Source organism: Afipia sp. GAS231, from assembly GCF_900103365.1.
Lineage (GTDB): Bacteria > Pseudomonadota > Alphaproteobacteria > Rhizobiales > Xanthobacteraceae > Bradyrhizobium.
Genome location: NZ_LT629703.1, coordinates 2,552,402 through 2,568,286 on the forward strand (window position 1 = coordinate 2,552,402; position 15,885 = coordinate 2,568,286).

Annotated in this window: 15 protein-coding genes and 1 tRNA gene; 10 read left to right on the top strand and 6 right to left on the bottom strand. The window is 63.6% G+C overall.

Annotated features, from left to right (window positions below; genetic code table 11):
- Positions 1-67: 67 nt before the first annotated feature.
- From BLS26_RS12135 to BLS26_RS12145, 3 genes are all read right to left on the bottom strand, one after another.
- Positions 68-1,594 (bottom strand): FAD-dependent oxidoreductase, encoded by a 1,527-nt coding sequence (locus BLS26_RS12135; RefSeq protein ID WP_092511338.1) that lies wholly within the window; start codon positions 1,592-1,594, stop codon positions 68-70.
- A gap of 54 nt (positions 1,595-1,648) precedes the next feature.
- Complete coding sequence (locus tag BLS26_RS12140; RefSeq protein WP_092511340.1) at positions 1,649-2,104, bottom strand: GatB/YqeY domain-containing protein; 456 nt, start codon at positions 2,102-2,104, stop codon at positions 1,649-1,651.
- Positions 2,105-2,249: 145 nt separating this feature from the next.
- Positions 2,250-2,951: an alpha/beta fold hydrolase gene (locus tag BLS26_RS12145; RefSeq protein ID WP_092511342.1), complete on the bottom strand. Its 702-nt coding sequence runs from the start codon at positions 2,949-2,951 to the stop codon at positions 2,250-2,252.
- A gap of 149 nt (positions 2,952-3,100) precedes the next feature.
- Between BLS26_RS12145 and carA the strand changes: the two genes are divergently transcribed.
- Both carA and BLS26_RS12155 read left to right on the top strand, forming a co-directional pair.
- Positions 3,101-4,291 carry a glutamine-hydrolyzing carbamoyl-phosphate synthase small subunit gene (carA, locus tag BLS26_RS12150; RefSeq protein ID WP_092511344.1) on the top strand — a complete coding sequence of 397 codons (1,191 nt, stop codon included), beginning with the start codon at positions 3,101-3,103 and terminating at the stop codon, positions 4,289-4,291.
- Between the two features lie 78 nt (positions 4,292-4,369).
- On the top strand, positions 4,370-4,882 hold the full coding sequence (locus BLS26_RS12155) for a PaaI family thioesterase (protein ID WP_092511346.1): 513 nt from the start codon (positions 4,370-4,372) through the stop codon (positions 4,880-4,882).
- A gap of 185 nt (positions 4,883-5,067) precedes the next feature.
- Here the strand turns inward: BLS26_RS12155 and BLS26_RS12160 are convergent, their stop codons facing one another.
- Positions 5,068-5,823, bottom strand: a complete 756-nt coding sequence (locus tag BLS26_RS12160; RefSeq protein ID WP_157676431.1) for an SDR family oxidoreductase — start codon at positions 5,821-5,823, stop codon at positions 5,068-5,070.
- Positions 5,824-5,976: 153 nt separating this feature from the next.
- Here BLS26_RS12160 and BLS26_RS12165 point away from each other — a divergent pair, with 153 nt between their 5' ends.
- The gene (locus BLS26_RS12165; protein WP_092511350.1) at positions 5,977-7,074 is read left to right on the top strand and encodes a mandelate racemase/muconate lactonizing enzyme family protein; all 1,098 of its coding nucleotides are present in this window, start codon (positions 5,977-5,979) and stop codon (positions 7,072-7,074) included.
- Positions 7,075-7,144: 70 nt separating this feature from the next.
- Positions 7,145-7,684: a cupin domain-containing protein gene (locus BLS26_RS12170; RefSeq protein WP_092511352.1), complete on the top strand. Its 540-nt coding sequence runs from the start codon at positions 7,145-7,147 to the stop codon at positions 7,682-7,684.
- A 25-nt stretch (positions 7,685-7,709) separates the two neighbouring features.
- On the opposite strand, the gene BLS26_RS12175 is transcribed toward BLS26_RS12170, so the two are convergent.
- A complete protein-coding gene (locus tag BLS26_RS12175; RefSeq protein ID WP_092511354.1) occupies positions 7,710-8,837 on the bottom strand; it encodes a threonine synthase in 1,128 nt (375 codons plus the stop codon).
- Positions 8,838-9,017: 180 nt separating this feature from the next.
- Positions 9,018-9,551, bottom strand: a complete 534-nt coding sequence (locus BLS26_RS12180) for a Dps family protein (RefSeq protein WP_172804591.1) — start codon at positions 9,549-9,551, stop codon at positions 9,018-9,020.
- Between the two features lie 122 nt (positions 9,552-9,673).
- On the opposite strand from BLS26_RS12180, the gene BLS26_RS12185 reads away from it, so the two are divergent.
- The 6 genes from BLS26_RS12185 (at position 9,674) to BLS26_RS12205 (ending at position 15,875) form a co-directional block, all read left to right on the top strand.
- The gene (locus BLS26_RS12185) at positions 9,674-10,369 is read left to right on the top strand and encodes a class I SAM-dependent methyltransferase (RefSeq protein WP_092511356.1); all 696 of its coding nucleotides are present in this window, start codon (positions 9,674-9,676) and stop codon (positions 10,367-10,369) included.
- 99 nt (positions 10,370-10,468) lie between these two features.
- Positions 10,469-10,544: transfer RNA gene (locus BLS26_RS35695), tRNA-His, on the top strand.
- A gap of 279 nt (positions 10,545-10,823) precedes the next feature.
- On the top strand, positions 10,824-14,288 hold the full coding sequence (carB, locus tag BLS26_RS12190) for a carbamoyl-phosphate synthase large subunit (RefSeq protein WP_092511358.1): 3,465 nt from the start codon (positions 10,824-10,826) through the stop codon (positions 14,286-14,288).
- Between the two features lie 218 nt (positions 14,289-14,506).
- Positions 14,507-14,980, top strand: coding sequence for a transcription elongation factor GreA (gene greA, locus BLS26_RS12195; protein WP_092517971.1), 474 nt, complete (start codon positions 14,507-14,509; stop codon positions 14,978-14,980).
- Between the two features lie 46 nt (positions 14,981-15,026).
- Positions 15,027-15,317 (top strand): hypothetical protein, encoded by a 291-nt coding sequence (locus BLS26_RS12200; protein ID WP_092511360.1) that lies wholly within the window; start codon positions 15,027-15,029, stop codon positions 15,315-15,317.
- 162 nt (positions 15,318-15,479) lie between these two features.
- Positions 15,480-15,875, top strand: coding sequence for a DoxX family protein (locus BLS26_RS12205; protein ID WP_074819300.1), 396 nt, complete (start codon positions 15,480-15,482; stop codon positions 15,873-15,875).
- Positions 15,876-15,885 lie beyond the last annotated feature (10 nt).

Below are 15,885 nucleotides of genomic sequence, written 5' to 3' on the forward strand. Positions count from 1 at the left end.
CCGGACTTTAAAGACATGGATGCCCGGGACAAGCCCGGGCATGACGGGGAGAGACTTTATCTGCGCCCTAAGACGCCGCCGCCTGCTCCATGGCCCATTCGGCCTCAAGGCTTGCGGTATCGCGATAGATCGACGCGACAGCGAGCACCCGCCCCCCGTTCTTGTAGCGCAGCAGGCAATCTTTCCCGGCGATGCTGCCTTCAACGGCGATTTCGTCCCACTTTTCAGCGTGGCCGACATAGTTGATCGGCACGTCGTAATGCTGGCTCCAGAAAAACGGCACGGCGTCGAAGACTTGGCGCTGCCCCAGCATGTTGCGCGCCGCGGTCTGGCCCTGGCGTTCCGCCACCACCCAATGTTCGACGCGAATGCTCTCGCCGGTGTGCGGATCGGGCCAGCGCGCGATATCGCCGGCGGCATAGACGCCGGCAACGCTGGTTTCGAGATAGGCATTCACCGTGACGCCGCGGTCGACAGCGAGGCCGGCCTTCTCGGCTAGTGCAAGCCGCGGGCGAACGCCGACGCCAACGACGACCACATCCGCCTCAAGCGCCCCGCCGCTCTTCAGCGTCACGCGCTTGCCGTCGATGGCCGTGACGGTGTCGCCGAGGTGAAAGATGACGCCGTGCTCTTCATGCAGCGAGCGGACGAAATCGCCCAGTTCCGGCCCCAGCACGCGCTCCATCGGACGCTGCTCCAGTCCGACGACGTGGACCTCGACATCCCTGGCGCGCAACGCCGCCGCGGCTTCGAGCCCGATAAAACTTGCGCCGATCACGATGGCACGGCGCGCGCCGTCCGCCAACCCGATGATTGCGCGGCTGTCGGCCAGCGACCGCAGCACATGGACATGGGGCTGGTCTGCGCCCGGGATCGGCAGGCGCACCGGCTCCGCGCCGGTCGCGAGCAACAGCCGGTCGTAGGCCACGGTTTCACCGCCGGCGAGAACTACGCGACGCGCCGTGGTATCGATCGATGTGACCTCGGTGTTGAGCCTAAGATCGATATTGGCCGTCGCATAAAAATCGTCCGGCCGCAGCGGCAGCCAGTCCTCCGGCGCACTGCCGGCGAGATAGTCTTTCGATAGATTGGGCCGGTCGACCGGGGCGACGGCGTCCTGGCTCAGCATCACGATACTGCCGCGATAATCCTGCCGCCGCAGCATCTCGGCCGCGGCAAATCCGGCCGCGCCACCGCCGACGATGACGATCCTGCCGGGCGCATCGACCGCGCCTTTGACATCCGGTTTCGGCTGCGCCTGCTTTTCGCGAACGAAAATGCGATCGCCTAGATGCTCGACCTTCCACACCGCGATCGGCGCGAGCGCCGGCGCGCGGGTCGCCTCGCCGGTACGCAAATCGAAGCAGGCGTGATGCCAGGGGCAACGGATGCCTTCGCCCGTCACGATCCCTTCGGCGAGCGGCCCGTGATAGTGGCTGCAATGCGCGTCGATCGCAAAAATCCCGGCGCCGGAGCGTACCAGCAGAACTTCTTCGTCGCCGACATGGCCGAGCAGCATCGGACCGGAAAATTCTGAAAGCGCGATGCCTGCTGCCAGATCGGGACCGGCGGGTGGGGCTTGCTGATCGGCCATGTCTTCCTCCGTTCCTACAAACCCCCGTTGCTCCCGCTGGTTCCGGGATAGCGACTAGCCCGACAGCGCCGCCTTCACCATGCCGCTGGCCTTGCCAAAATCCATCTGGCCTGCGAATTTCGCCCGCAGCACGGCGATCACCTTGCCCATATCCTTCATCCCGGCAGCGCCGGTCTCGGCGATGGCGGCTGCGATTGCGGCTTTGACGTCGTCCTCCGACATCTGCTTCGGCAGATAGGCCTGGATGATCGCGATCTCCTCGCGCTCCTGGGCGGCGAGTTCGGCGCGGCCGCCCTTGTCGTAGAGCTCGACCGACTCCTGGCGCTGCTTGATCATCTTCTGGAACACGCCGAGCAGGTCGGCATCCGTCAGCGGCGGCTTGCCTTCTCCGCGCGCGGCGATGTCGGCGTTCTTGATGGTCGAATTGACCATGCGCAGCGTGGAGAGCTTGCGCTCGTCCTTGGCCCGCATCGCGTCCTTGACCGCGTTGTTGATGTCGTCGCGCAGCATGTTCTTTCCTCTCGAATTCCTCAAAGCGGTTTCAAGCGAAGCATGCCCTCGGACTTGATCCGAGGGTGGCATCCGGTTCGCCTGAAGAAAACGCGTCAAAATAAAAATCCAGGCCTGATCTAGGCCGTTCGCCGCACTGAAACAACTAGGCTTCGAGCCATTCGACCAGCGCGGCCGCGGTCGCCTGTGGCTGTTCCGGCTGCGGCATGTGCCCGCAATGCGGTAGGATCACCAGTTTTGCGTCGGGAATGTTGCTGGCCATTTCGATCGAGAGCGAATTCGGGATGGTGTTGTCCTGATCGCCCGACAGCACCAGCGTCGGGCATCTGATCCACGCCAGCGCCGGGCGCGAGTCGGGCCGGCCGATCACGGCGGTCTGCTGGCGGAGGAAGGCGTCGACCCCGATGTCGTCGCCCATGTCGTGGACGAGCTGGCGCAGGCTCGCATCGTCGTGCCGCGAGGGATGCACGAAGCCCGGAAACAGCTCGTCGAGCACCTCGTGATAGGCGCCGCTTTTGGCGCGCGCCATCATGCCGCGCCGCCGCTCGGTCGCGTCAGATGTATCCGGCCGCGCCTGGGTATTGATCAGCGCCAGCCGGGCCACCCGCTCCGGGGCCTGCCGCATGATCTCGAAGGCGATGTAGCCGCCCATCGAATGCCCGGCCAGCGCAAAGCGCGGCGGCGCCTCGGCCAGAATCCGGCGCGCGATCGCCCCCATATTGTCGTCGCGGATGTGGTTGGCGACGGTCACCGGGCCGCACCGCCACAGCGCCGGGATGACCGGGGCATAGATCCGGGGCGAGCTGACAAGGCCCGGAATCAGCAAGATCGGCATCGGATTGTCCATGTCGGCTCCGGATTCGGGCGGATTCGGCGGAAAACGGGAGCCGTCAGCTTAAGACCGCGCCGCTGCCTGTCAATTATGCGGCAAACGCATGTGAATCGAGGCCTTTCCGGCTTTGACGGGGCAGGATACGGCGACTATGTAGTGCGCTCATGACCCCATCTGAAAATGCTTCTGCCTGGCCGGACCATAAACCGACCGCGCTGCTCGTGCTTGCCGACGGTACCGTGCTGGAGGGTTTTGGCCTCGGCGCGGAAGGCCATGCGGTGGGCGAAGTCTGCTTCAACACCGCGATGACCGGATATGAGGAGATCCTCACCGATCCCTCCTATGCCGGGCAGCTCATCACCTTCACCTTCCCGCATATCGGCAACGTCGGCACCAACGACGAGGACATCGAGACGGTGAACATGGCGGCGACGCCGGGCGCCCGCGGCGTGATCCTGCGCTCGGCGATCACCGATCCCTCGAACTATCGCAACACCAAACATCTCGATGCCTGGCTGAAAGCCCGCGGCATCATCGGCCTCTCCGGCATCGACACCCGCGCGTTGACCGCGCTGATCCGTTCCAAGGGCATGCCGAACGCGGTGATTGCGCACGCCAAGAGCGGCGAGTTCGACCTGCACGGCCTCAAGGAAGAAGCGCGCGAATGGCCCGGCCTCGAGGGCATGGACCTGGTGCCGATGGTGACCTCGGCTCAGCGCTTCACTTGGGACGAGACACCGTGGGTCTGGGAACAGGGTTTTGGCCGGCAGACCGCGCCGGAATTCAACGTGGTCGCGATCGACTACGGCATCAAGCGCAACATCCTGCGACTGCTGGCCGGTGTCGGCTGCAAGATCACGGTGGTGCCGGCCACGACCTCGGCCGAAGACATTCTGGCGATGAAGCCGGACGGCGTGTTTCTCAGTAATGGCCCCGGCGATCCCGCCGAGACCGGAAAATATGCGGTGCCGGTGATTCAGCAGGTGATCAATTCGGGCACGCCGACGTTCGGAATTTGTCTCGGCCACCAGATGCTCGGCCTCGCCGTCGGCGCCAAGACCAAGAAGATGCATCAGGGCCATCACGGCGCCAATCATCCGGTCAAGGACGAGACCACCGGCAAGGTGGAGATCACCTCGATGAACCACGGCTTTGCCGTGGATCAGGCGACGTTGCCAAAGGGCGCGACGCAAACCCACATCTCGCTGTTCGACGGCTCCAATTGCGGCATCGCGCTCGACGGCAAGCCGGTGTTCTCGGTGCAGTACCACCCGGAGGCTTCACCGGGACCGCGCGACTCGCACTACCTGTTCCAGCGGTTCGCGGACCTGATGCGCGCGAACAAGAGCGCGTAGGTTCACTCCTGTCATTGTCGGGCAGAAGCGCGAAGCGCGTCTTCGCTCCATCATTACGGCTACCCGCAGGACGCCTCTATGACCGACAAGTCCGCCGCCGCAAAGATCGAATATGGCGTGACACCGACGCAGGTGATGGCGTCGATGACGGGCCTCGATTTCGTCCGCGCGTTCTTCGCAGGCAAATTGCCGGCGCCGCCGATCATGCAGAACATCGAACCATACGACCAGACCGCCGAATTCGGCCACGTCGCGTTTTACAGCGTGCCGGGATTTCGGCACTACAACCCGATCGGCTCGGTGCACGGCGGCTATGCCGCGACCCTGCTGGATTCCGCGATGGGGCTCGCGGTGCACAGCTCTCTGCCCGCCGGTAGCGGCTACACCACGCTGGAATTCAAGATCTCCTTCATCAGGGGCATGACCAAGGATACCGGGCCGGTGCGCACCGAAGGCAAGACGCTGAGCGTCGGGCGCCGCGCCGCGACCGCCGAGGCGCGCATCACCGATGCGAAGGGCCGCCTGCTGGCGCACGCCACCACAACCTGTCTGGTGTTCGAGATTCCGAAAGAGTCGCCGAAAGGCGCGTGAGCCCGAAACGCCGCCGCGGCACGCTGTGACCTATGGCGTTTCGAGCCAAGCATGCCCTCGGGGGTGGAATCCGGTTCGCATAGCAATCAAGCTTGCGCAGATTGCGTAGACTTATCTGCGTAGAAAACGCGTCAAAACAATAAAAATGGAGCCTCGGCTCTGATTCAGTCAGAACCGATAGGGCCCTAGCCTTGCTTGATCGGGTGCAGGCCGGCACCGGTAATCCTGAAGCCAACGATTTCTGCATTCACGGGATCCGTCAGAATTTCGACCACGGCCTTGCCGACGATCGCCGGCGTGACGGGCGGCTTCATGCCCTTGTCTTCGATGATTTTCTCGACGGCCATGCCGGTATATTTGGAAAAGTCCTTCAGCGCCTCGCGCCCGACCTCGCTGTCCGGTGCCATCACCGGCAACAGGCAATGTACGCGGATTCCCGATTGCTGCGCTTCGCCGGCCACGCCTTGCGCGAAAGCCCAGAGCGCGGACTTCGCGGCGGCATAACTGGCGTTGACGAACATCGGCCTGAGCGCGGCGCCGCTGGAACCGACAATGATGGCGCTGCCTTTCGGCAAAGGCAGCATCAGCGCTTCCCTGGTCCAGATGAATGCGCTCTTCACATCGACGTTGAGCTGCGTCGAGAAGGTCTCCCAGCTGTGAAGCCGTGTCGGCCGGTTGAGCCCGCGCGCGCCGGCGTTCAGCACCAGCACATCGGGCTTCTCGCGTTCGATCACGCGCGCCGCGAAGATCGCATCGGTGACGTCGCCGCTCGCGGTGGCTATGTCGCCCTTCACTTCGCGCTTCAGCGCAGCCAGGCCATCCTCGTTGCGGGCGATCGCTACAACGCGCATGCCCTCCGCCGCCAGGCTTTCGACGATGCCCCGGCCGAAGCCACGGCTGCCTCCGGTCACGACCGCGGTCTTGCCCTGCAGTGCAGCCATATCCCTCTCCTCATCGCCGATCGATTCAGAATAGCACAGCCGCGAAAGCGCGGTGTCTCCAATGTATCCGGGCTGTAGTATCCGGGCGCCGTTTCGTGTTCGAATAGCCAGCGAGCCAACCGCCGAACATGGGGCCAACATAGGAAACGTTCAATGACTGGGAATGCCGACATGACCATCCGCGACGTCCGCGTGACCATGCTGCGCCTGCCATGGGCCGACGATCCCTGGCTCAAGGGCCACGCGCTCGGCGAAACGCGGGATATCCTGATCCTCGACGTCGAGACCGCCGGCGGCATCACCGGCATGGGTTACCTGTTCGTGTTCCGCCCCGGCATGAAGTCGATCGCGGCCTGTCTCGAGGAATGCATCATCCCGCGCGTCAAGGGCAAGGACGCCACCGCGATCGAAGCGATCTGGAAGGACCTGTGGACCGCAACCATGACCTACGGCCGCGGCGGCATCGCCGCGATGGCGATGTCGGCGCTCGACATCGCGCTATGGGATGCGGTGGGAAAACGCGCCGGCCTGCCGCTGCATCGGCTCTGGGGTCATTATCGCTCGCAAATTCCGATTTACGGCTCGGGCTGTTTTCGTGGCGCCGGCGGCGACGGCATGATCGAGAAGGCGCTGCACTTCGTGAAGCAGGGCTACAAGGCGATCAAGATGCAGGTCGCGCATGTTCACACGCCCGCGCAAGACCTCGACAATGTGCGCCGCATGCGCGAGGCGCTCGGGCCCGGCATCGACATCATGATCGACGTCAACATGGGCTGGAGCGCCGATGTCGCGATCGAGATGGGACGGAAATTCGAAAAGTATGACATCTACTGGCTCGAGGAGCCGGTGCCGGCCGACGATTTCGCCGGCTACCAGCGCATCGCAGCGGCACTCGACATGCGCGTGGTCGGCGGCGAAACCCATTTCACGCGCTACGACCTGCGGCCGTTCTTCATCAACCCGTGCCTGCCGATCCTGCAGCCCGACCCGATGCGCGGCGGCATGACGGACTTGCGCAAGATTGCGACGCTTGCGGACACTTTTGGCATCACCATCGCGCCGCATCTGTTTCCCGAACTGAACGTGCACCTCTTGGCCTCGATCCCGAACGGCATCTGGTGCGAAAACATGGGCCTGATCGACGACCTCTGGGTCGATCCGCCCGAAATCGCCAACGGCATGATCACGGCGCCGGAACGCCCGGGACACGGGCTCAAGTTCAAGGATGAAGTGCTGAAGTTCAGGGTTTGAACGGAACGGTTTTCCGGACAAGCGAGTTGGTTTGTCCGGAGATCGTGCTTCAAAATGCCGGAGAGTTGCCTTGTCCATTGTCGATGCCGATATCCAGCCGCTCAGTTTCATCTTCGGCGACGACGGCCTGGTGCCGAACAACGCGATGCCGCTGCTGGTCTACAAGCGCGCGGTCGCGCTCGATGCCATCAATCCCGAAGCGACCATCGAAAAACTGTTCGGCGCCAATGGCTGGGGTGCGATGTGGCGCAACGGTGTCTATGATTACCTGCATTATCACGCCACCGTGCACGAGGTGCTGGGCGTCGCGCGCGGCAACGCCGTGGTGCGGTTCGGCGGCGACACCGGCACCGAGGTTGCGATCGCCGCCGGCGACGTCGCCATCCTGCCCGCCGGCACCGGCCATCAATGCATGTCCGCCAGCAAGAATTTTTCTGTCGTCGGCGCCTACCCGCCCGGCCCGCAGGTCGAGATCACGCGGCCGACGCCGGAGAACCACGCCAAAGCGTTGAAGACGATTCCGCAGGTGGAGATTCCGCAGACCGATCCGGTGCGGGGCGCCGATGGTCCGCTGGTGCGGTTGTGGCAGCGCGCGACGCAGGCGAGCTAGGATTCTCGCGGCTCGGCGAAACGCCTCATCCGACCAGATCGGCGACGGTCGAAGCAGCCTTCAGGCCGCTGCCGGTCAGGATGACAACCGTTGTTTCGCCGGGCTTTATCGCACCTGTGGCAGCGAGCTTATCCAAAGCGGCAGCGCCGCTCGCGCTGGTCGGCTCCGCGAACAGCCCCTGTCGCGCCAGCCGGCGCAACGCGGAAACGAGTTCGTCTTCCGTCACGGCAACGGTGCCGCCGCCGCTCTCGCGCACCGCCTGGATAATTTCGCGCAGGCGCATCGGGTTCCTGATCGCCGTCCCCTCCGCGATGGTCTTGTGAACGCCGCGTGTGACCGGCGTATCGACGCCGGCCTGGAAGCTGGCGTCGATCGGCGAACAGTTCAACGGCTGCGCCACGAACAGGCGCGGCAGCTTCGCGATCTGGCCGGCTTTCAAGAGTTCGCGGAAACCGAACGCGCATCCGAGCAGGCTGCTGCCCGCGCCGACCGGCATGATGACATTGTCGGGCGCGCGAAATCCAAAATCCTCCCAAAGCTCGTAGGCAAACGACTTCGTCCCCTCCAGAAAGAACGGCTGCCAGTTGTGACTGGCGTAGAACGTCTTGTCGGACTGGCGGATCGCCTCGGCCTCCGACTCCTCGCGCGGCCCTTCCACCAACTGCACTTGCGCGCCATAGGCACGCACCTGCGCAATTTTCGCCGGCGAGGTCGAGGCGGGAGCCAGGATCTTCACGCCCATCCCGCCGGCCGTGCCGAGCCCGGCCATCGAGGATCCGCCGTTGCCCGAACTATCCTCCAGCACGGCGTTGATTCCGATTTGCCGGAGGAACGACAGCATCACGGCCGAACCGCGGTCCTTGAAGCTGCCGGTGGGGTTGAACCACTCAAGCTTGAAGTGTGGACGCAGATCGCCCCAGGCCTGCTCGACGAGCGGCGTGCAGCCTTCGCCTAACGTGATCGGCTTGTCGATCCGGACCGGCAGCGCCGCCTGATAGCGCCAGAGCGACCGGGTTCGCGCTTCGATGTCATCGCGCGAAATACCGGCGCCAGGGGTGACCAGCAGCGGCGTTCGGTCGTCGGAACACCAGCGCGGGACGTCCAGCGGATACATTTTTCCATTGCGAGGATCGACGTAACTTGCCGTGGACATGAAGGCTCCGAATGATTGTTGGATTCACGATGTCTGAATTTGGACAAGGTGTACACCATCGATTCCTTCAGAACCCGCCGACGTCATTGCGAGCGAAGCGAAGCAATCCAGTTCTTCGTTTGAAGGAAGAAAGTCTGGATTGCTTCGCTACGCTCGCAATGACGGTTGATACGGCGTCAGCTACGCCGCGTTGGCGCCTTCCTGACGGCTGGCTTCGAACAGGAACCAGGTGCGCCGCTCGGTCTCGTCGATGAACAATTCGAGCAACCCCGCGGTGCCGGAATCCTCGTGATCGTCGGCGAGCTTGTGGGCTTTGCGCATCGCCGCCGCCACATGCTTGTTGTCTTCCATCAGCTCGCGCAGCATTTCGCGTGGCGGGACATAATCCTCGTTGTTGTCCTGGATGGTCTGCAGCTTGGATATCTGGCCGATCGACCGCACTGTCGTGCCGCCGAGCTTGCGCACCCGCTCCGCAAGCTGGTCGGTGGTGGCGAAGATCGCGTCCGACTGCTCGTCCAGCATCAGGTGATAGTCGCGGAAATGCCGACCCGAGACGTGCCAGTGGAAATTCTTGGTCTTCAGATAAAGCGCGAAAGCGTCGGCCAAGAGCGTATTGAGCGACGCCGAGATCTTGTCCACGGCGGCCTGCGACAGGTCGGTCGGGGTATCGAGATCGGGGGATACTTTTGCGGACTTGTTGTTGGCTTTGCTCACGACGAACCTTCCTGTTAGGACACCGGACATCGGCGGCATTGGACATTGGCCACCGAACCACCTAACGCATCACCAGACCGCCGGTTCCTCGCCGGAACCCCGTTTTGCCGGACGCCGCCCGAATGGATGAATGGATCGACTACTACGATTCCACGCATACGATCTATGCGAGCAAGCTGCACCGCGACCTGCATTTCCGGGTCATCGCGCGGGACATCATCGGTTACATCTCCTCGCCCGACGCGGTGGTGCTGGACTATGCCTGCGGCGAGGCGCTGTCGGCGGCCAGGGTGGCGGAGGCCTGCGGCAAACTCTATCTCGCCGAGCCTGCGCCCGGCGTTCGCGGCCGGCTGATCGCGCGGTTCGCGCCGAACACCAAGATCCGCGTCCGGTCGCTCGATGACCTGCGCAAGATGGAGGAGAAGTCGATCGATCTCGTCGTCATGAACTCGGTCGCGCAATATATGACACCAGAAGAACTGGATTCCGCCTTTGCGGTCATTCGCCGGCTGCTCAGGCCCGGCGGGCGGCTGGTGCTCGGCGACATTCTGCGGCCCGAGGTCGGCATGGCCAAGGACGTACTGGCGCTGCTGAAGTTCGCCCGCCGCCACGGCTTTCTGAAAGACGCGTTCTACGGCCTCGCCAGCACGGCGCTGTCGGACTACCGGCAACTGCGCAGCCGGGTCGGGCTGCAGCGCTACGGCGAAGACGACATGATCGCCAAGCTCGCGGCATCGGGCTTCTCCGCCTCCCGCGCCCACGTCAACATCGGCCACAACCCGTGGCGGATGACCTTTGTGGCCCGTCACGCATTCTAGCGCAGGGATTTCGAAAACGCTTTCAGGCAGTTAACCGGCCGTTAACCTTAATAAAGGGTAAACGTGGCTCACCTGCCCGTGATCGGCAATGATCGCCGCGGCCCGGTGGCGGAAATGTCTACGCGAGAGCGATGCATCGCTCTTTATCCTGGTTCAAGTCCAGGCCGGGCCTCCAGCCTTCGCTGCTCCGCAGCTTCGGCTTGGCAAGCCATCGCGTACGAAGGCTGCCCCGCCGTAGCTCGCAGAGCGAAGGCGGGCTGGCGCGCCTCCCTTCTGGTGAACGCGCCAAAAACCAGCCAAAATGACGGTTGATGAGGCCTTTTTGGGGGTTACGCGGGTGCGGAATCTGGTCTAAAGACCGTCCCGCGCGCGAGGGTAACCCGCGCTCTTGGCTTAGGGGACGCGCAGCACGCGCGCCCTTTTTTTGTGCCCAAAATCCAGTCCGCGAGACCTGATGCCCAAAAGAACAGATATCTCCACCATCCTGATCATCGGCGCCGGTCCCATCGTGATCGGCCAGGCCTGCGAATTCGACTATTCCGGCACTCAGGCGGTGAAGGCGCTGAAGGAAGAGGGCTACCGGGTCGTTCTGGTCAATTCCAATCCGGCCACCATCATGACCGATCCGGACCTGGCCGACGCCACCTATATCGAGCCGATCACCCCCGAAATCGTCGCCAAGATCATCGAGAAAGAGCGCCACGTCATCCCGGGCGGCTTTGCGCTGCTGCCGACCATGGGCGGGCAGACCGCGCTGAACTGCGCGCTGTCGCTGCGCCGCTTGGGCACGCTCGACAAATTCGACGTCGAGATGATCGGCGCCACCGCCGATGCCATCGACAAGGCGGAAGACCGCCAGCTGTTCCGCGAGGCCATGACCAGGATCGGGCTGGAGACGCCGAAGTCGCGGCTCGCCAACGCTTCCGCATTGAAGAAGTCCTATCGCGACAAACACCAGGCCGAGCGGGAGAAATTGTCCGGCGCCGCACTGGAAGAGCACGAACGGCAGTGGACGCTCGGCGAGAACGAACGCCGCAAGCGCTACCAGGAGCACGCGCTCGGCGAAGCGCTGATGGCGCTGTCCGAGATCGGCCTGCCCGCCATCATCCGGCCCTCCTTCACCATGGGCGGCACCGGCGGCGGCATCGCCTACAACAAGGAAGAATTCCTCGACATCATCGAGCGCGGCCTCGACGCCTCGCCGACCAACGAGGTGCTGATCGAGGAATCCGTGCTCGGCTGGAAAGAGTACGAGATGGAGGTGGTCCGCGACAAAAAGGACAACTGCATCATCATCTGCTCGATCGAGAACCTCGATCCGATGGGCGTGCATACCGGCGATTCCATCACCATCGCGCCGGCGCTGACGCTGACCGACAAGGAATACCAGATCATGCGCGACGCCTCGCTGGCGGTGCTGCGCGAGATCGGCGTCGAAACCGGCGGCTCCAACGTGCAGTTCGGGCTCAATCCCGCCGACGGCCGCATGGTCGTGATCGAGATGAACCCGCGGGTGTCGCGCTCCTCGGCGCTGGCCTCCAAGGCCACCGGCTTTCCGATCGCCAAAGTCGCCGCCAAGCTTGCGGTCGGCTACACGCTCGATGAGATCGCCAACGACATCACCGGCGGCGCCACGCCGGCCTCGTTCGAGCCGACCATCGACTACGTCGTCACCAAGATTCCCCGCTTTGCGTTCGAGAAATTCCCGGGCGCCTCGCACACGCTGACGACCTCGATGAAGTCGGTCGGCGAGGTGATGGCGATCGGCCGCACCTTCCAGGAGAGCCTGCAGAAGGCGTTGCGCGGGTTGGAAACTGGCCTCACCGGCCTCGACGAAATCGAGATCGACGGGCTCGGCCGCGGCGACGACAAGAACGCGATCCGTGCCGCGCTGGGCACGCCGACGCCGAACCGCATCCTGCAGGTGGCGCAGGCGATGCGGCTCGGCTGGACCAACGACGAGATTTTCAACTCCTGCAAGATCGACCCCTGGTTCCTCGCCGAGATGCGCGGCATCGTCGACATGGAATCCAAGATCAAGGCCAGCGGCCTGCCGCAGAATGCATTCGGCATGCGCACCCTGAAAGCCATGGGCTTTTCGGATGCACGGCTTGCGGTGCTGTCCGAGCAAAGCGACGCCGACGTCACGCAAAAGCGCCACGCGCTCCGCGTTCGCCCGGTGTTCAAGCGCATCGATACCTGTGCTGCGGAATTCGCTTCGCCGACCGCCTACATGTATTCGACCTATGAAGCGCCGTTCGCAGGCCTGCCAGCCGACGAGAGCGCGCCGTCGGACAAGAAGAAGGTCATCATTCTCGGCGGCGGTCCGAACCGGATCGGCCAGGGCATCGAGTTCGACTATTGCTGTTGCCACGCCTGCTTTGCGCTGCATGACGCCGGCTATGAGACCATCATGGTCAACTGCAATCCGGAAACCGTGTCGACCGACTACGATACCGCTGACAGGCTCTACTTCGAGCCGCTGACCGCCGAAGACGTGCTGGAGATCATCGCCACCGAACGGCAGAACGGCACGCTGCACGGCGTCATCGTGCAGTTCGGCGGCCAGACCCCGCTCAAGCTCGCCCGCGCGCTGGAAGCCGCCGACGTGCCGATCCTCGGCACCTCGCCCGACGCCATCGATCTCGCCGAGGACCGCGACCGCTTCAAGCGCGTGCTCGACAAGCTGCGGCTGAAGCAGCCGAAGAACGGCATCGCCTATTCGGTCGAGCAGGCGCGGCTGGTGGCGGCCGATCTCGATCTGCCGCTGGTGGTGCGCCCGTCCTACGTGCTCGGCGGCCGCGCGATGCAGATCATCCGCGAGGAAAACCAGCTCAACGATTACCTGCTCGGCACCCTGCCCGAACTGGTGCCGGCCGACGTCAGGGCGCGCTATCCCAACGACAAGACCGGCCAGATCAACACCGTGCTCGGCAAGAACCCGCTGCTGTTCGACCGCTATCTGTCCGACGCCACCGAGATCGACGTCGACTGCCTGAGCGACGGCAAGGACACCTTCATCGTCGGCATCATGGAGCATATCGAGGAGGCCGGCATTCATTCCGGCGATTCCGCCTGCTCGCTGCCGCCGCATTCGCTGGATGCTGCGATGATCGGCGAACTCGAACGGCAGACCCGTGAGCTCGCGCTCGGCCTCGACGTCGTCGGCCTGATGAACGTGCAATACGCCATCAAGGACGGCGAGATCTACGTGCTCGAGGTCAACCCGCGGGCGTCGCGCACCGTGCCGTTCGTCGCCAAGGTGGTGGGCACGCCGGTGGCCAAGATCGCGGCCCGGATCATGGCCGGCGAGAAGCTCGCGGACTTCAATCTGAAGAAGCGTGACCTCGGCCATGTCGGCGTCAAGGAATCGGTCTTCCCGTTCGCGCGCTTCCCCGGCGTCGATACCGTGCTCGGTCCCGAAATGCGCTCGACCGGCGAGGTGATGGGCATCGACCGTTCGTTCGAGATCGCGTTTGCCAAGAGCCAGCTCGGCGGCGGCACCCGCGTGCCGCGCAAGGGCACCGTGTTCGTGTCGGTGCGCGAGAGCGACAAGGTCCGGATCGCGGAAGCGGTGCAGCTGTTGTACTCGCTCGGCTTCAAGGTGATGGCGACGTCAGGCACCCAGCGCTTCCTCACCGACTTCGGCGTGCCTACCGAGAAGGTCAACAAGGTGCTGGAGGGGCGGCCGCATATCGTCGACGCCATCACCAATGGCGACATCCAGCTCGTCTTCAACACCACCGAAGGGCCGCAGGCGCTGGCCGACAGCCGCTCGTTGCGGCGCGCTGCCCTCTTGCATAAAGTGCCATATTACACCACTCTTTCGGGTGCTGTGGCGGCCGCGCAGGGCATCCGCGCCTATCTGGGCGGGGACCTTGAGGTCCGCACCCTGCAGAGCTACTTTTCCGAAAACTGATCGTTCGCCGGGCGAAGATGCCCGCTAAATGATTGGTAATAAAGCCAGTATGGCTGGAACCCACCGCCCGTTTGGATGTTCTATGGCCCCTGACGGGGCCAAAAGTTAATAGGCCAAGGGCTCACGGATCGAGCCGTCGAGCCTGGAATCAAAATCGAAAGAGTGGCTCGTGCGAACAGCCTGACGGCCGCTCGCACGATCGAAGGACGAAAGAGATGATGGAAAAGGTTCCGATGACCGCTGGCGGCTATGCCGCCCTCGAAGTCGAGTTGAAAAAGCGCCAGTCGGAGGATCGGCCGCGCATCATCGAGCATATCGCCGAAGCGCGTTCGCACGGCGACCTCTCGGAGAACGCAGAATATCACGCCGCCAAGGAAGAGCAGTCGCACAATGAAGGCCGCATCGCCGAGCTCGAAGACAAGCTCGCGCGCGCCGACATCATCGACATCTCGAAATTGTCCGGCGACACCGTCAAGTTCGGCGCCACCGTGACGCTGGTCGACGAGGACACCGAGAAGAAGGCGGTGTGGCAGATCGTCGGCGAGCCGGAAGCTGACGCCAAGAAGGGCCGCATCTCCATCACCTCGCCGCTGGCGCGCGCTTTGATCGGCAAGAAAAAGGGCGCGACCGTGGAAGTGATGGCGCCCGGCGGCGCCAAGGCCTATGAGATCACCAAAGTCGAGTGGCGGTAGGCCCGGCGCTTTGCCGGGCAACGCCTGATTCATTCGAGGCAGGCAGATGCGGCGCGGGCTCCTCATCGTCACGTCAATGACGATCGCGGTGATGACGATCGCGACCGAGCTAGCCGTCGCCGCCGAACTTGCGATCCCCAAGCGCAAGCCGCCTGCCGGCTTCTCCATGCAAAAGGGTCCGCCGAACTGCGCGCGCTGGACCGATGAATGCGTCAATTGCGCACGGGGTGCGACATCAGGAGAAGCACCGGTGTGCTCCAATATCGGCTTTGCCTGCCAGCCCAAGGCGATCCGATGCCTCATGCCGGAGGCGTCGCAGAACAAGCAGAAGAAATAGCCTGCCAGGCAGGTCACCTGCGAGTGACCGCCAACACTTCAGCGCCGCTGTTATTCCGATGGTGCTTTGCAGCACGTCACGTAATTCTTATCGCGCCGAGCTTTTCCTCTCCGCCGCGACACGTTACGAATTGTGTCTGCGATCTAACTCGAGGGGGACATCATGACAGAAGCACTCGCGGCGTGGACGCCGCGTGCATTGAGTATTCTACGCATCATCACCGGCTTGCTGATCATCCAGCATGGCATGGCCAAGATCATCGGCTTCCCGGTATTTCCGATGTACGCCAACGTCCAGCCGTTCTCTTTGATCGGCGCGGCAGGTTTCATTGAATTGATCGGCGGCGCGCTTTTGATCCTCGGTCTGTTCACGCGCCCGGTTGCCTTCATCCTCGCCGGCGAAATGGCGTTTGCCTATTTCATCGGGCATTTCCCGAAAGGCTTCTTGCCACTGATCAATGGCGGCACGCTGGCGATCCTGTACTGCTTCACCTGCCTCTATCTGTCGACCGCGGGTGCCGGGCCGTGGAGCGTCGACGCCAAGAACAACCAGGCTTAAGGGGGCGACC

Coding starts and splice junctions, on each gene's coding strand:
- BLS26_RS12135 (WP_092511338.1), bottom strand. CDS start 1,594: ATGGCCGATCAGCAAGCCCCACCCGCCGGTCCCGATCTGGCAGCAGGC.
- BLS26_RS12140 (WP_092511340.1), bottom strand. CDS start 2,104: ATGCTGCGCGACGACATCAACAACGCGGTCAAGGACGCGATGCGGGCC.
- BLS26_RS12145 (WP_092511342.1), bottom strand. CDS start 2,951: ATGGACAATCCGATGCCGATCTTGCTGATTCCGGGCCTTGTCAGCTCG.
- carA (WP_092511344.1), top strand. CDS start 3,101: ATGACCCCATCTGAAAATGCTTCTGCCTGGCCGGACCATAAACCGACC.
- BLS26_RS12155 (WP_092511346.1), top strand. CDS start 4,370: ATGACCGACAAGTCCGCCGCCGCAAAGATCGAATATGGCGTGACACCG.
- BLS26_RS12160 (WP_157676431.1), bottom strand. CDS start 5,823: ATGGCTGCACTGCAGGGCAAGACCGCGGTCGTGACCGGAGGCAGCCGT.
- BLS26_RS12165 (WP_092511350.1), top strand. CDS start 5,977: ATGACTGGGAATGCCGACATGACCATCCGCGACGTCCGCGTGACCATG.
- BLS26_RS12175 (WP_092511354.1), bottom strand. CDS start 8,837: ATGTCCACGGCAAGTTACGTCGATCCTCGCAATGGAAAAATGTATCCG.
- BLS26_RS12185 (WP_092511356.1), top strand. CDS start 9,674: ATGGATGAATGGATCGACTACTACGATTCCACGCATACGATCTATGCG.
- carB (WP_092511358.1), top strand. CDS start 10,824: ATGCCCAAAAGAACAGATATCTCCACCATCCTGATCATCGGCGCCGGT.
- greA (WP_092517971.1), top strand. CDS start 14,507: ATGGAAAAGGTTCCGATGACCGCTGGCGGCTATGCCGCCCTCGAAGTC.
- BLS26_RS12200 (WP_092511360.1), top strand. CDS start 15,027: ATGCGGCGCGGGCTCCTCATCGTCACGTCAATGACGATCGCGGTGATG.
- BLS26_RS12205 (WP_074819300.1), top strand. CDS start 15,480: ATGACAGAAGCACTCGCGGCGTGGACGCCGCGTGCATTGAGTATTCTA.